The following is a 14,890-nucleotide window of genomic DNA, read 5'->3' on the forward strand; positions in this document are numbered from 1 at the left end:
CAGGCGGAAGGCGTCTTCCTCCCGCGTTCATGAGGTAACTCACGGCGGTTCGCGGTCCGTGGACCGTACCGCGCCACTCAGCCTACGTGCGCGGCACTTGGGACGAAAGCCCGGTCTCGGTGCCTTCCTCGCGAGTCGTTCGCGACCTCAACGACACCAAGGACGCGGGTCGTTCCCCATCGGTTGCATCCAATCTCCAGATCTTCCGGGGACGGTCCGACGCGCTCCTCCCACGGGTCAACACACCACCCCCGCGCACCCCACGCGCCGGCTTCCGCCCCCCGCGGCGCGCGCCCCGTACGCCGCCGTCCGTTTCGCGCCCCCCTTCGTCCCCGTCTCGCTTCCGGAGCGGGCAAAACTGCGGCATCGTGGAAGAAGCAGGCAACCAACGGGAACCAAGCGCGTTTTCCGCGTCATCTCCGACCGTGGCGGTGACGCCGGCCGTGACCTTCGGCCACCGTTCGGGGGGCCATCGACCGCCCGGCGCACCGTCGGTGCGGGATGCGATGATGAGCGGGTCTTCCAGCCAACTGGAGGCCGTGTCAGCAACGGGAGGATGAGTGTGCGCCTGACCCTGACAGTAGTAGACCCGGTCGGGGGTCATCGGGCCGATACCGTGATCGACGCCGACCCGGAGACGCAGATCGCGGACCTGACACCCGAGTTCGCCCAGGCGGTCGGCAGCCGGTTCGCGCCGGCCCAGGCGGGCGGGCCCCAGGGATACGCGGAGGCACCCGCCGGCGCCCACCTGTTCGTCAACGGTGAGTACGTCGACCCCGGCCTGACGCTGGCCCAGTCCCCGCTGCGCGAGGGCAGCGTCGTCAGCCTGCACAACCCCAGCGGCTGCTGGCCGCCGGAGCCCAACGGGCTGGTGGAGCTGCGCGTCGTGGGCGGCCCCGCCGCCGGCGCCGTGCACCGCATGGGCGTCGGCAAGCTGGAGATCGGCTACGGACAGCAGGTCCACATCCACGTCCCCGACCCCACGCTGCCCGAGCGCGCCATGACCCTGCGGGTCGCGGCCGACGGCACCTGCCGGGTCACGGTGTACAGCGACGAGCAGCCGCTGATCGACGGCGAGCCGTTCTTCCACGACGAGGGCGACCGCGCCGTCTGGAAGCTCGGCAAGCAACTCTCCGTCGGCGACTCCCTCTTCGAGCTGACCCCCTACTTCCCGCCGGACGCCGCGCTCAAGGTCTCCGAGGACGGCGCCGGCCTCGACTACAACCGGCCGCCCCGGCTGCTGCCGCCCGAGCGGCAGACGCAGTTCCAGCTGCCCAAGCCGCCCGGCGAGCGCGAGAAGCGCCCGCTGCCCTGGCTGATGGCCATCCTCCCGGTCGTCGGCGCGGTCGCCATGGCCTCCATCACGGGACGCTGGATCTTCCTGATGATGGCGTTCATGAGCCCGATCATGCTGCTGTCCAACTACTTCATGGACAAGAAGCGCGGCCGGATATCACACGCCAAGAAGGTCGAGGAGTACAAGGAGCGCAAGGCCAGGATCGAGAAGGACGCGCGCGACGCGCTGATCGCCGAGCGGTTCGCCCGCCGGCACGCCGCGCCCGACCCGGCCACCGTGCTCACCCAGGCCACCGGCCCGCGCACCCGCCTCTTCGAGCGCCGCCGCACCGACGACGACCACCTGCTGATCCGGGTCGGCACCGTCGAGTTGGACTCCGAGGTCGTCCTCACCGACCCCGAGCAGGACGAGCACAAGCGGCAGGTCGCCTGGAAGATCGCCGACGCCCCGGTCACCCTCCCGCTGCGCACCCTCGGCGTGATCGGCTACGCCGGCTCCGGCGACTCGGCCCGCGCGCTGGCCCGTTGGACCGTCGGCCAGATCGCCGTGCTGCACAGCCCGATCGACGTCCAGTTCGTGCTGCTCACCGACGGCACCGGGCAGTACAGCTGGGAGTGGACGCGCTGGCTGCCACACGCCAGGCCCGCCCCCGAACACGACACCAACCTCCTGGTCGGCAACGACGCCGAGACCATCGGCGCCCGCGTCGCCGAGCTGACCGCCGCGCTCGACGCCCGGCAGAAGGCCGCCAAGCAGGCGCGCACCGGCGGCGGCCCGACCTCCTTCAAGGACCCGGACATCGTCGTCGTCTTCGACGGCTCCCGGAAGATGCGCTCCCTGCCCGGCGTGATCCGGCTGCTGCGCGAGGGCCCCTCGGTCTCCATCTTCGCCCTCTGCCTCGACGACGAGGAGCGCTTCCTGCCCGGCGAGTGCCAGGCCGTGGTCATCGCCGAGCCCAACCCGGACCGCGCCGCCCAGGGCGGCACCCGCAGGCCCGGCTTCGCGACCGGCTTCCACACCTTCCTCGCCGTCCCCGGCAGCGCGTTCCCCGGACAGGGCCCGGGCTCGGCGCCCGCCCCCGCGATGACCGCCGACCGGCTGCGCGTCGAGCAGACCGGCGCCTGGCGCATCAGGGGCGTGCGGCCCGACTGGGTGCTCCCCGAGTGGTGCGAGCTGATGGCCCGTTCGCTCAGCCCGATCCGCGACATCAGCGGCGAGTCCGAGGACGCGGCGCTGCCCTCGTCCTCCCGGCTGCTGGACGTCATCGAGATGGAGCCGCCGTCCGCCGGGGCCATCGCGGCCCGCTGGCAGATGGGCGGCCAGTCCACCGAGGCGGTGATCGGCGAGTCCTACGACGGCGCGTTCGCCATCGACCTGCGCAGGGACGGCCCGCACGGCCTGATCGCCGGCACCACCGGCTCCGGCAAGTCGGAGCTGCTCCAGACGATCGTCGCGTCCCTGGCGGTGGCCAACACCCCGGAGAACATGACGTTCGTCCTCGTCGACTACAAGGGCGGCTCCGCGTTCAAGGACTGTGTGCAACTCCCGCACACCGTCGGCATGGTCACCGACCTCGACAACCACCTGGTGGAACGCGCGCTCTCCTCGCTGGGCGCCGAGCTGACCCGCAGGGAGCACATGCTCGCCGACGTCGGCGCCAAGGACATCGAGGACTACCAGGACCTGATGCGGCGCAACCCGGGCCGGCTGCCCGCGCTGCCCCGACTGCTCATCGTGATCGACGAGTTCGCCTCGATGGTCCGCGAGCTGCCGGACTTCGTGAAGGGCCTGGTCAACATCGCGCAGCGAGGCCGTTCGCTCGGCATCCACCTGCTGCTCGCCACCCAGCGGCCCAGCGGCGTGGTCTCCCCGGAGATCCGCGCCAACACCAACCTGCGGATCGCGCTGCGCGTCACCGACGGCAGCGAGTCCTCCGACGTGATCGACGCCCCGGACGCCGGCTTCATCGCCAAGTCCACGCCGGGCCGCGCCTATGTCCGGCTCGGGCACGCCTCGCTGGTGCCGTTCCAGTCCGGCCGCGTCGGTGGCCGCCGGCCCGGCGCCGTCGACCCGGTGGTCTCCCGACCCTGGTCCGGCCAGCTGGAGTGGAACAACCTCGGCCGCGCCGCGCTGAAGAAGCCGCCGGGGGCCAAGTCCCAGGAGGAGGAGATCACCGACCTCAAGGTCCTGGTCGACGCGATCATCGAGGCCGACCGCCAGCTCGGCTTCGCCAAGCAGCACAGCCCGTGGCTGCCCGCGCTCGGCGACACCGTGCTGCTGCGCGACCTCGAACACCCGGTGCCCCAGGGCGCGTTGCCGGCCGCCCCGTACGGCGTCGAGGACCTTCCCGCGCAGCAGGCGCGGCGCTCGGTCGCCATCGACTTCCGTTCCTTCGGGCACATGCTGGTCGGCGGGGCGCCGCGCAGCGGCCGTTCCCAGCTGCTGCGCACCATCGCCGGCTCGCTGGCCTGGATTCACTCCACGGCCGACGTCCACATCTACGGCATCGACTGCGGCAACGGCGCGCTCAACGCCCTGACCAAGCTGCCCAACTGCGGCGCGGTCGTCACCAGGAACCAGGTCGAGCGCGTCCGCCGGCTCATCCGCCGGTTCCGCCAGGAGATGGACCGCAGGCAGGAGGTGCTCGCCGCCGACGCGCTCGCCGACATCAACGAGCAGCGCGCCGCCGCCGAGCCCGACAAGCGGCTGCCGCACCTGGTGGTCCTCGTCGACCGCTGGGAGGGCTGGGTCTCCACGCTCGGCGAGATCGACCACGGCGCGCTCACCGACGAGATGTTCGTGATGATGCGCGAGGGCGCCTCGGTCGGCATCCACGTGATCATCGCCGGCGACCGCAGCGTCCTCTCCGGGCGGATCTCCACGCTCACCGAGGAGCGGTACGCGATGCGGCTCTCGGACCGGTCGGACTACTCCAACATCGGGATGCCGGCCCGCAAGGTGCCGGAAGAGGTCGCCGACGGCCGCATGTTCAGGAACCAGGCGCTCACCGAGATCCAGGTCGCCGTCCTCGCCGAGGAGCTGTCCGGCCAGGCACAGGCGGCGGCGCTCGGCGCCATCGGCGACTGGGCGACCGAGCGGGACGCGGCGGTGCCGCGCTCCCGGCGGCCGTTCCGCGTCGACGTCCTGCCGAGCCGGCTCACCTTCGCCGACGCGTGGGAGATGCGGGACCCGGAGGCGTCGAACTCCCGGCTGTGGGGCCTCATCGGCGTGGGTGGCGACGAGCTGATGGGCTACGGTCCCGACCTGGCCCAGGGCACCCCGGCGTTCATCATCGCCGGCCCGCCCAAGTCGGGGCGCTCCACCGTCCTCACCATGCTCGCCAAGTCGTATCTGGCGCAGGGCGTGCGGGTGGTCGTGGCCGCCCCGAGGCCCTCGCCGCTGCGCGACCTGGCCGGGCAGGACGGCGTCATCCAGGTGTTCACCGGCGACGACCTGTACGAGAAGGACCTGCGCGAGGCGGTCTCCACCTCCTCGGTGGAGAACCCGATCGTCGTCCTCGTCGACGACGGCGAGGACCTGCGGCGCTGCGACGCGGCGGACGAGCTGAAGGCCCTGGTCACCCAGGGCGCCCAGCTCGGCCGTTACCTGGTGCTCGGCGGCGACGAGGGCGAGATCTGCGGCGGGTTCTCCGGCTGGCAGGTGGACGCGAAGAAGGCGCGCCGAGGCGCGCTGCTCTCGCCGACCACCCACCGCTCGGGCGAGCTGATCGGCGCGAAGCTGCCGCGCAGCGCGGCGGCCGAGCAGCCGACGCCGGGCCGCGCGATCCTCCATCTCGGGGATGGCACGGCGTTCTCGGTGACGACGCCGGCGCCGTGACGCGTCGCTGACGGATCGCACGGTCGGCTTTCGCGCGGTTGGCCCCGAGGTCCCCGTGCTCCGCGCCCCAAGGGGGTGCGGGGCACGGGGACCTCGGCCGTGTGGGGTGGTGCGCGTCGCCGGCGCCGTGGCCGGCCGCCTCGGCCGGAGTGTCAGTGGCACCGGTTACGCTCCGAACATGCGGAGTGAGGAGCGGATAATGACCGACGGCCGGATGGCGAGCGATGACCAGGTTCCCCGGGGCGACCTGACCGGCGGGGTGCCCGAGGGGGTGCTGGGCGCGGGGCTGGGGGTGCACTTCGGCGGCGGGGTCAACATCGCGATGAAGATCCCCGCCCCCGACTGGGCGGCGACCGTCGCGTTCTACCGCGACACCCTGGGACTTGAGGTCGTCGACGAGGCGGAGGGCGAGGCCACCGGCACCGCTACCGTCTCCCACACCGTCGCGGTGCGGTTCGGGCCGACGACGCTGTGGCTGGACCGCGTCCCCGGCGCGGCCCGCTCCGACGTGTGGCTGGAGCTGCGCACGCCCCACCTGGAGTCCGCCAGGGAACGCCTCGCCCGCGCCGGCCACCAACCCCTCGACACGGTCGAGCCCTTCACCGCCCCCGACACCCGCGCCCACTGGTACCGCAACCCGGCGGGGGTGGTGCACCTGCTGACGGAGGAGTGACGGGGGTCTCCCGGCGGGGAGGCCGTGGCACCGGGGTCAGGAACGCAGTGCCGTCATGCGTGCTCATTCGGTAACGTTGACAGAACGCTGGAAAACGAGCCTGGGGGGATCGTGGCGCGACCGACTGACTGGTCTCCGGTGGACATGGATCGGGACCCGACACCCGGTGACCCGGACGAGGTGCGCGAACTCGCGGACGAGTTGCGGGAGTTCGCCGACAATGTGGCGGAGGCGCTGGGCAAGATCCGCGGGTTGGCCTCGGAGCGTGCGGTGTTGGACTGGGCGGGGTTGTCCGCGGACGCGTTCCGTTCCGAGTTCGAGGGCGTGCCGGACAACCTGACCAAGCTGGAGGACAGCTATTCCCTGTGCGCGCGGGCACTGCACACGTACTGGCCGAAGTTGCAGACCGCGCAGGGCATGGCGGACCGGGCGTTGGACCGGGCGATCTCCGCGCAGGCGGATCTCGCGTCCGCTCAGTCGGCGTTGGGGGACGCGCGGGATTGGGTGGGCCGGGCCGGTGATGAGGCGGAGCGGCTTCAGCGCGAAGGGGAACGGGAGAACGTCGAGCCGCCGGACGAGGCCGACGTCCGGGCGGCCGCCCGCGACCAGCAGGCAGCCGAGGCCGCCGCCGGCGCGGCCAGATCCCGGGTCAACGATGCCGAGGAACGCCTCGCGGCCGCCCGTCAACTCGCCCAGGACGCGCAGGAGATGCGCGAGGAGGCCGCGCGCGAGTGCGCCCGCGACATCGACGAGGCGTCCGACGCCGGCATCCAGAACCGGCGTTGGTGGGAGAAGGCCATCAAGTGGGTGACGGACAACTGGGACACGCTGGTCGACATCTGCAAGGTCATCGTCGCCGTCCTCGGCGTCGTCGTGATGATCATCGGCGGCCCGCTCGCCTGGGTCGTCCTCGCCGCCGCCCTGGTGGTCCTCGCCGACACCCTCGTCAAGTACGCGCGCGGTGAGGCCGGACTCCTCGATGTCGCCTTCGCCGCGCTCGACTGCATCCCGGGGATGAAGGGGCTCACCACCCTGGGTGGACTGGCTCGGGGGATGCGGTCGTTGGCGTCCACGGGATTGCGTGGTCTCGGGCGGGGCGCGCTCGGGCTGGGGCGGAATCTGCGGCAGCGGGGCGTACAGATGTTTCGCCGCAACGCCTGCGGAGACCCGGTCGACGTGGCCACGGGTGAGCTGCTGATGTCCGCCACTGACGTGGAACTCCCCGGCGTGCTCCCTCTGGTCATCGAGCGGCACCACATCTCCACCTACCGGGACGGCGGCTGGTTCGGCGCCTCCTGGGCCTCCACCCTGGATCAACGCCTCGTCCTGGACGAGTACGGCGTGCGGCTCTTCACCGCAGATGGCATGAGCCTGCTGTACCCCCGCCCGATCCCCGGGGAGTCGGTGCTGCCGGTGGAGGGGCCTCGGTGGACCCTGGACTGGGACGGCCAATCCAGCAGCCCGATGGCCGTTCACCAACGCGAGAACGGCCGAACGCTCCATTTCGCTCCGATCCAGGGGCGGCCTGGTTCGGTGCTACCGCTGAGCGCGATATCGGACCGGAACAACAACCGCATCACCATTGCCTATGACGAGCATGGTGCGCCGACCGATGTGGTCCACACCGGCGGCTACCACCTCGGGGTCACCACCCGCGAGGGCCGCATCACCGACCTGCGACTGCTCAACGACGCCGGGCAGCCCAGACTGTTGCGGTACGACTACGACGAGGCCGGGCTGCTCGCGCGGCTCACCAACTCCTCCGGGCAGCCGCTGCGCTTCTTCTACGAAGGCCACCGACTCGCCCGCTGGGAGGACCGGAACGGCTACTGGTACGCCTACGAGTACGACGCCGACGGCCGCTGTGTCTTCACCACCGGCACCGACCGCGCCCTCGAGTACCGCTATACCTACGACTCCGCCAACCACCGCACCACGGCAACCAACTCCCTCGGCCACCACACCACGTACGAGTTCAACGACAGCTACCAACTCATCGCCGAGACCGACCCCCTCGGCCACGTCAACAAGCGCACCTACGACCGGTACGACCGGGTCCTCTCTCTCACCGACCCTCTCGGCCGCACAACCCGCTATGAGTACGCCGACATTGGCGACGAGGTTGCGGTGCTGCGGCCCGATGGTCACCTGGTGCGGGTCGAGTACAACGAAATCGGCCTGGTCACCTCGTTCATCGAGCCGGACGGAGCCAGGTGGGAGCAGGGATTCGACGCCGCCGGCAACCGCACCGTTCTCGTCGACCCGGCCGGCAACCGGACCCGCTACACGTATGACGCACGTGGCGGCCTGGCCACCATCACCGACGCCGCCGGCGCCACCACCCTGGTGCGGTGCGACCCGGCCGGCCTGCCCATGGCGATCACCAACCCGCTGGGCGAGGTGACCATGTTCCGACGCGACGCGTTCGGGCGGATCACCGCCACGACCGACCCGTTGGGCAACACCACCCGAACCTGCTACTCCCCGGAGGGCTGGCTGTTGAGCCGGATCGACCCGCTGGGCGGCACGGAGATCAGGACCTGGGACGGTGAGGGCAACCTGCTCACCCTCCAGGACGCCAACGGTGGCCTCACCCGCTATGAGTACGGCGCCTTCGACCAACTCACTGCCCAGACCGGCCCGGACGGCGCCAGGTACGAGTTCCTGCGGGACACCGAGCTGAAGTTGGTCCGGGTGACTGGCCCACACGGCCGCACCTGGGACTACACCTACGACGACGCCGGCCGCCTCATCAGCGAGTCCGACTTCGACGACCGGACCGTCAGCTACACGCTCGACGCTGCCGGACAGCTCGTGGCACGCAGCAACGCCCTTGGCCAGACGGTCGGTTACGTACGCAACGCTGTAGGCGACATCATCGCCAAACACACCGGGGACCACGACACCAGTTACGTCTACGACCCCGTGGGACGCCTGCTTCGCGCCGTTGGTCCGGACTGTGAGCTGGTCATCGAACGGGACCGACTCGGACAGGTGCTGACCGAGACCGTCAACGGGCGGACGCTGGCGCAGACATATGACTGCGTCGGGCAGCCGGTCAGGCGCATCACACCGAGCGGCCACACCAGCGCCTGGGCCTACGACGAAAGCGGGCGCCCGGTGTCGCTGGACAGCGCGGGCCACACCGTCCTGTTCGAGTACGACGGTGCAGGCCGCGAGGCGCGCCGCGAACTCGACCACGGCGTCGCCCTGACCCACGCATGGGACCCGGCGAACCGGCTTGCCAGGCAGGAGGTGGTGGCACCCAGCCGGGCCGCCTGGACCCGCTCCTTCGTATACCGTGCGGACGCTTATCTGATCGGTCTGGAGGACAGCGACCGAGGTCGGTCGGTTTTCGGGCTCGACGCGATCGGCCGCGTCACCGAGGTCTCGGCGCCGGGGTGGAGTGAAACATACGCGTACGACGCGGCGGGCAACCAGGTCTCCGCCGACTGGCCGGCGCCGGCCGGGAACGCGTCGGGCGCCGGGGGGCGGCACTACGAAGGCTCTGACCTGCGAGTGTCAGGTCGCATCCGCTATGCCTATGACGCCGCTGGCCGCACCGTGCTGCGGCAGCGGGTGCGGCTGTCCAAGAAGCCCGCCAGCTGGCGCTACGAGTGGGATGCCGAGGATCGTCTGACCGCTGTCACCACACCCGACGGCGCCCGTTGGGAGTACCGCTACGACCCGCTGGGCCGCCGCGTGGCGAAGGAGTCCAGGGCCGCGGACGGCACTCCGGGCCAGTTCGTCGAGTTCACCTGGGTGGAGACAACTCTGGTCGAGCAGACCACGCGGGCGGCGGACGGCCGGTCCCGGACGGTCACCTGGGACTATCTAGGGCTCCATCCGCTGACCCAGGTCGAGCAGGTCTCGCAGAGCGAGATCGACCGGCGCTTCTACGCCATCGTCACCGATCTGGTCGGCGCTCCGACTCATCTCGTCGACGAGGATGGCGGCATCGCGTGGGAGGCCCGCACCACTGTGTGGGGAGCGTCGGCCGGAGGCGACGACGGGGCGGGCACGCCGTTGCGATTTCCCGGGCAGTACCACGACGCGGAGACCGGGTGGCACTACAACCTGCACCGCCACTACGACCCGGTCACCGCCCGATACGCCTCGCCCGACCCGCTCGGGCTGGACCCGGCGCCCAACCACTACACCTACGTTCACAACCCACACACTTGGACCGACCCGCTCGGTCTCGCCGCGCACCCCACCGGGCTGAAGAACGCCTCCGCTGGGCTGAAGAACATCTTCTCCAACGGAAGCGTCCGGAGCCGGCCGATCATCGAGATCCGAGCGGCTCTGCTCGACGACGGCTTCGTCAGGCAGCTCGCGAAGAACAAGAAGGGCTACCTCTACACCAACCCGGCGGGCGAGCAGGTGCGGATCATGCGACGGAACGGCAACTGGGACATCCGGATACAGAACAGCGCCGGCAACAACCTTGACGAGTTCGGCAATGTGGCTCCCCCCGCCCAGACTCACGGCATCAACGTATATTCACGGTGATGACAGAGACAGACGGGACACCAGGGATGGTGAACAGCGCCCGGCACAGGCTCGACGCGCTGCTGAGTGAGTGGAGCTCCTTCGAGGAATGCCTGCTGCACGACGTCCGGCCCGTGCACTTCGGGTTCGGGGTGCGGATGGACATCAACCACGTGTGGGGGCCCGACGGCCAGGTCCGGCCGGATGCTCTGGAACGGCCGGTGCTGGTCCGCCTGTTCCTGATGGGGGTGCAGCGGCTCGAATTCACCGGCGCCCTGAACCACGCGCAGCTCGCCGATCCCGAGCAGCTCGACTGGGGCCTGACCGAGATCGCTGTGGTTCGTCGGTTCGACGTCCCGGATCTCGTCGGGCTGGCGGTCGAGTGGGAGAGCGAACGTCAACTCCGCGTGTGTTTCGCCGATTTCCTACTGTCAGTGCCCGACGCCTAGCAGGGCACCGGCCGATCTGGTGCCGTCACGCGAGCCGGGTGGACGTCATCGACGCGGAGGCGGGCGAGGCTGTCGGGAAGGCCGACCCCGGCGCGGCGCCTGTGCTGCACCTCGCCGCATGGAGCTGATGACCTCGGGGACTGGCAGATGGTCGACGACGACCAGCAACGCGGAGCAGGCGACTGCGGCTGAGCTTTGGTGGGGTGTGTGGTTGGTTGTGCGCGGGCGGTGACTAAGCTGGGATTCGCTCGGATGTGTGACTCGCCTTCTGTGATACGGAGTTGCTGTGGCTCGTCGGAACAGGATCGTGTACGGGGCCGTGGTCGCGGCCAGCGCGCTGGTGCTGACCGCGTGCGGTGGGGATGGGGACTCGGCTGAGGACGACGAGATCGCGGGCGTCCAGACGCCGACCGAGGAGTCGGAGCCGGAGGAGAGCGCGGACCCGGAGCCGACGGAGGAGCCGGAGGACGGCCGCCCGGAGATCGACCTGGGGCCGGACTTCGAGAATGTCTATGAGGACGAGCTGACGGGTGATCCCGTCGTGGACGCGGCGATTGGTGATCTTCAAGGTTTCCAGGATGCGGTAGCCGAGGCCATCGTCACCCACGAGACCAACCGGCCAGCATTGCGCTATTTCATTGCTGGCGAAGCCCTGAATCAGGTCATCACCATGATGGATGGCGTGCACGAGGATGGGCTGACGTCGACCGGAACCGCCCGTTACTACAACCAGAGCGTCAACCTCGTGGATGATGCTTCTGCCACTTTCAGTTTCTGCCGTGATTTCCGGGAGGTGGCCACGGTGGACTTCACGACAAGAGAGTTGGTCGAGGAAGCCGATGCGACCGCCGCGCCGTCCTTGTACACCGGACGGTTGGAACTGAACGACCTGGGTGTCTGGCAGACCGTCGGCTACGACCTGGAGTCAGATTCGCAGTCATGCTGAGTAGTCCACGGCTGAAGTACCTGGGTTCCGGCCTCCTGGTCATTTTTCTCATGGCCGTCTCCACACCTGCATGGGCCGACATCCAGCAGGACGGAGATGAAGAGGTGACGGGGAGTTCGGACGGCCCGACCATCGATGCGAGTGCGGGTGTCGCTCGGATCACCTACACCCCGGCCGAGCCCGGGCCGGGGTCCGGGCCCTCGGTGGGTGCCACGTCCTGGTCGCCGCCGGCCTGTTACTACGCGCCGACGTACTCGCCCGAGGAGTTCCAGGCGTACTGGGACGAACTCTCCCGCGAGTTCTACAACTCCGGACATCTGCCCGAGGACAAGGAAGCCCTCAGGCAGTCCCTGGAGGACTCCTACGGGGAGGATGGCGAGTATCCCAACTTCAACGTGGACCGGCAGGGGGAGGGGATGTTCTGGCAGGTGGTGCGGAACGACAATCACCCGGATGCGGACGCTCGTTGGGCGTGTGAGTCCCGCACCTTCTGGGTGGACTTCGGGGACCCGCCGCCCGCCGATGTTCCCGAGGTGGTGGACGTCGAGATGCTCGCCGAGTTGGCGTACGAGCGGATTCGGGTGCCGGACACCGAGATCGAGATGAACCCGGGCGGGGCGCAGACCGTCAATCTCGCGACGTGGGTCTGGCTAAGGCGGGGGGAGTTCGAGCCGGTGTCGGTGACGGCGTCGCTTGACGACTACGGGTTGTCGGCGACGACGACCGCGACGCCGGTGGGGTTGACGATCGAGCCGGGGACCGGGGACGCCGTGACGCACCCCGGTTCGGGGGAGTGCGCGATCGACGCGGCGGCGTACCGGGAGGGGGCGGAGGGCCATGAGCCCCCGTGTGGGGTGACGTATCTCCGGTCCACCCCCGAGGGCGGCGCCTACGAGTTGACCGCCTCGGTGCGGTGGGAGATCGCCTGGGAGGGCTCGGACGGCTCCGGCGGCACGCTGCCGGACGGGGTCTTCGAAACCACCTACGACGTGACCGTCGACGAGGTGCAGACGATCGTTCGGTGAACTCTTGTGACAGGGGGCGCGCGGGGTGCGATATGTTGCGCGACCGCCGTTGTAGGCGCCGCGAGCGGACTGATAGCGTGCGAATCACCGGATAGGGTAATGAGACCGTTCTTTTGCGTGAGCGTTCAGGCGATGGCCGTGAACGCCGCCTCCACGTGGGAACCGGGGTTGGCGGATGAGAACTGAGGACCGGGTCACCACGGCTGCGAAGAAGTCGATCGCCGTTGGTCCAGTGGCCGGGGATCGGCTGCCCGCTCCCCCGCGCGAGCGCAAGCCCGCGTTGGCGGCGCTCGCCGCGCTGTTGGTGCTGATCGGCGCCCTGGGCGCCACGGTGCTGGTGATGCGCGCCGGCGACCGGGTGGAGGCGATCCGCATCACCGAGCGCGTCCCGATGGGTCAGCGGATACCGGAGTCCGCGATGGAGTCGGTGCTGGTCGCCGAGGACGACGCGGTGAGCTATGTCCGTTGGGAGCAGCGGCAGACGGTGATGGAGAGCCTGCGGCCCACCACCGACCTGGTCGCCGGCACGGTGCTGGTCGGCGAGATGCTCACCGGTGAGCCGACGCTTCCCGAGGGCGAGGTCATGGTCGGGGTCTCGCTCCAACCGGGCCAGTTCCCCTCGGGACTTGAGGCGGGCGACACGGTCGCGGCCTACTGGGTCGGCGACGACGGCCCCGCCGGCAACGCCGAGCAGGAGGACGCGCAGCAGCCCAGCCAGGACACGTTGTTGACGGACTCGGCCCAGGTGGTGGCGATCCACGGGGACGGCGGCGGCAGCGGGAACAGCACGCTGCCGGTGACGCTGCGCGTGGACGAGGCCGTGGTGGCCGAGTTGACCAGGGCGGCAGCCGCCGGCGACGTGTCGCTGGTGGTCGTCGCGGCCCCCGCCGAGTGAACGACGACCGCGGAGGGGGCGAGGGACCGGTGCGCGGGGGAGGAACGGGGAGCGGATGGCGCTGATCGCAGTGGCCGCTGACAAGGGCGCGCCGGGTGTGACCACCACGGCCGTCGCCCTGGCCGCGCTCTGGCCGCGCCGGGTGCTGCTGGCGGAGATCGACCCGGCCGGCGGCGACCTGGTGTACCGCTCGGTGACGGAGAACGGCCGCCCGCCCGACCCGACCACCGGGATTCTCTCGTTGGCCGCCACGGCCCGCAGGGGCGTCGTCGCCGAGCAGCTGTGGGACCACGCACAGCGGCTCTCCGGCGGCCTCGACGTGCTGGTCGGCCTCGCCAACTCGGACCAGGCGGCCGGACTGACCGGCCAGTGGGGCGCGTTGGGTCGGGCCTTCGCCGAGCTTGCGCAGTCGCCGCACCACGAGGTCGCCGCCGACGTGCTGGCCGACTGCGGGCGCCTGGACGCCGGTTCGCCGGTGCACGCCGTGCTGCCGCACGCCTCGGTGCTGCTGCTGGTGACGCGTTCCTCGCCCGAGCAGATCGCCCATGTCCGCGACCGCGCGGCCGCGTTGCACAACAAGTTGCACGGCGGCCAGCGCGGCACGGCGCAGTTGGCGCAGCCGCAGATCGGGGTGGTGCTGGTGGCCGACCCGCAGCGCGGGGAACGGGTCGCCACCCAGGTGAACGAGATGCTGATCGCCTCCGGCACCGGTTCCCGGGTGGTCGGCCTGCTGGCCGAGGACCCGGTGGGCGCCGAGCAGTTGGCCGGGCGCAGGCGCGGCCGGCTGGAACGGTCGCTGCTGGTGCGCTCGGCCCGCCGGGTGGTGGCCGATCTGCACCAGGTCTACCGCTCGGAGTTGACGCCGTCGGGCAGTGGCGCGACCGGCCCGCAGCAGGTGCCGCCGCCCGGCGCACAGGGCGTGCCGGCGCCGCAGGGCGCGCCCCCGGCGGGCGGGTACGGCGCGCCGGGGAGTTACGCGCCCCCGCCCGGATACGGCGCGCCCCCGCCCGGGTACGGCCCGCCCCCGCCCGGATACGGCGCGCCCCCGCCCGGCTACGCCGGTCAGCAGCCGACCAAGGGCGGTCAGATGCCGAGCCCGGCCGGTCAGATGCCCAATGCCGGCGGGCAGGCGCCGCACGCGTCGGGACAGCAGACGTACGCCTCCGGTCAGCCGGCCTACCCCGGCGCCGCGACCGGCCCCGCCGGTCAGCCCGGCGCCGACGCCCACCCCGGGACCACCGACCACGCCCAGGCCGTCGGCCAGGCGCCCACCGCCG

Annotated in this window: 8 protein-coding genes; all 8 read left to right on the forward strand. The window is 70.8% G+C overall.

The genetic code is table 11. The features are described 5' to 3' along the window. Positions 1 to 562: 562 nt before the first annotated feature. A complete protein-coding gene (locus tag EBN88_RS08605) occupies positions 563 to 5,134 on the forward strand; it encodes an FtsK/SpoIIIE domain-containing protein (protein ID WP_122183207.1) in 4,572 nt (1,523 codons plus the stop codon). A 178-nt stretch (positions 5,135 to 5,312) separates the two neighbouring features. Then, positions 5,313 to 5,807 (forward strand): VOC family protein, encoded by a 495-nt coding sequence (locus EBN88_RS08610; protein WP_233580536.1) that lies wholly within the window; start codon positions 5,313 to 5,315, stop codon positions 5,805 to 5,807. 111 nt (positions 5,808 to 5,918) lie between these two features. Further along, positions 5,919 to 10,319, forward strand: coding sequence for a DUF6531 domain-containing protein (locus tag EBN88_RS08615; RefSeq protein ID WP_147472684.1), 4,401 nt, complete (start codon positions 5,919 to 5,921; stop codon positions 10,317 to 10,319). Beyond that, entirely contained in the window at positions 10,319 to 10,747 is a 429-nt protein-coding gene (locus EBN88_RS08620) for a hypothetical protein (RefSeq protein ID WP_158621339.1), read from the forward strand. Before EBN88_RS08615 ends, EBN88_RS08620 begins: the two co-directional genes overlap by 1 nt. 307 nt (positions 10,748 to 11,054) lie before the next feature. Beyond that, positions 11,055 to 11,693 (forward strand): hypothetical protein, encoded by a 639-nt coding sequence (locus EBN88_RS08625; protein WP_147472685.1) that lies wholly within the window; start codon positions 11,055 to 11,057, stop codon positions 11,691 to 11,693. Further along, positions 11,687 to 12,718, forward strand: coding sequence for a hypothetical protein (locus EBN88_RS08630; protein ID WP_122183211.1), 1,032 nt, complete (start codon positions 11,687 to 11,689; stop codon positions 12,716 to 12,718). The genes EBN88_RS08625 and EBN88_RS08630 overlap by 7 nt, the downstream gene beginning before the upstream one ends. Before the next feature lie 175 nt (positions 12,719 to 12,893). Further along, a complete protein-coding gene (locus tag EBN88_RS08635) occupies positions 12,894 to 13,613 on the forward strand; it encodes a hypothetical protein (protein WP_233580537.1) in 720 nt (239 codons plus the stop codon). 55 nt (positions 13,614 to 13,668) lie between these two features. Further along, positions 13,669 to 14,890, forward strand: a 1,222-nt coding sequence (locus EBN88_RS08640) for a MinD/ParA family ATP-binding protein (RefSeq protein WP_233580538.1), incomplete at its 3' end; no start/stop codon positions are given.

The sequence above is a fragment of the Streptomyces triticirhizae genome, assembly GCF_003696235.1.
Taxonomy (GTDB): domain Bacteria; phylum Actinomycetota; class Actinomycetes; order Streptomycetales; family Streptomycetaceae; genus Streptomyces; species Streptomyces triticirhizae.

Coding starts and splice junctions, on each gene's coding strand:
- EBN88_RS08610 (WP_233580536.1), top strand. CDS start 5,313: ATGCGGAGTGAGGAGCGGATAATGACCGACGGCCGGATGGCGAGCGAT.
- EBN88_RS08620 (WP_158621339.1), top strand. CDS start 10,319: ATGACAGAGACAGACGGGACACCAGGGATGGTGAACAGCGCCCGGCAC.
- EBN88_RS08630 (WP_122183211.1), top strand. CDS start 11,687: ATGCTGAGTAGTCCACGGCTGAAGTACCTGGGTTCCGGCCTCCTGGTC.
- EBN88_RS08635 (WP_233580537.1), top strand. CDS start 12,894: ATGAGAACTGAGGACCGGGTCACCACGGCTGCGAAGAAGTCGATCGCC.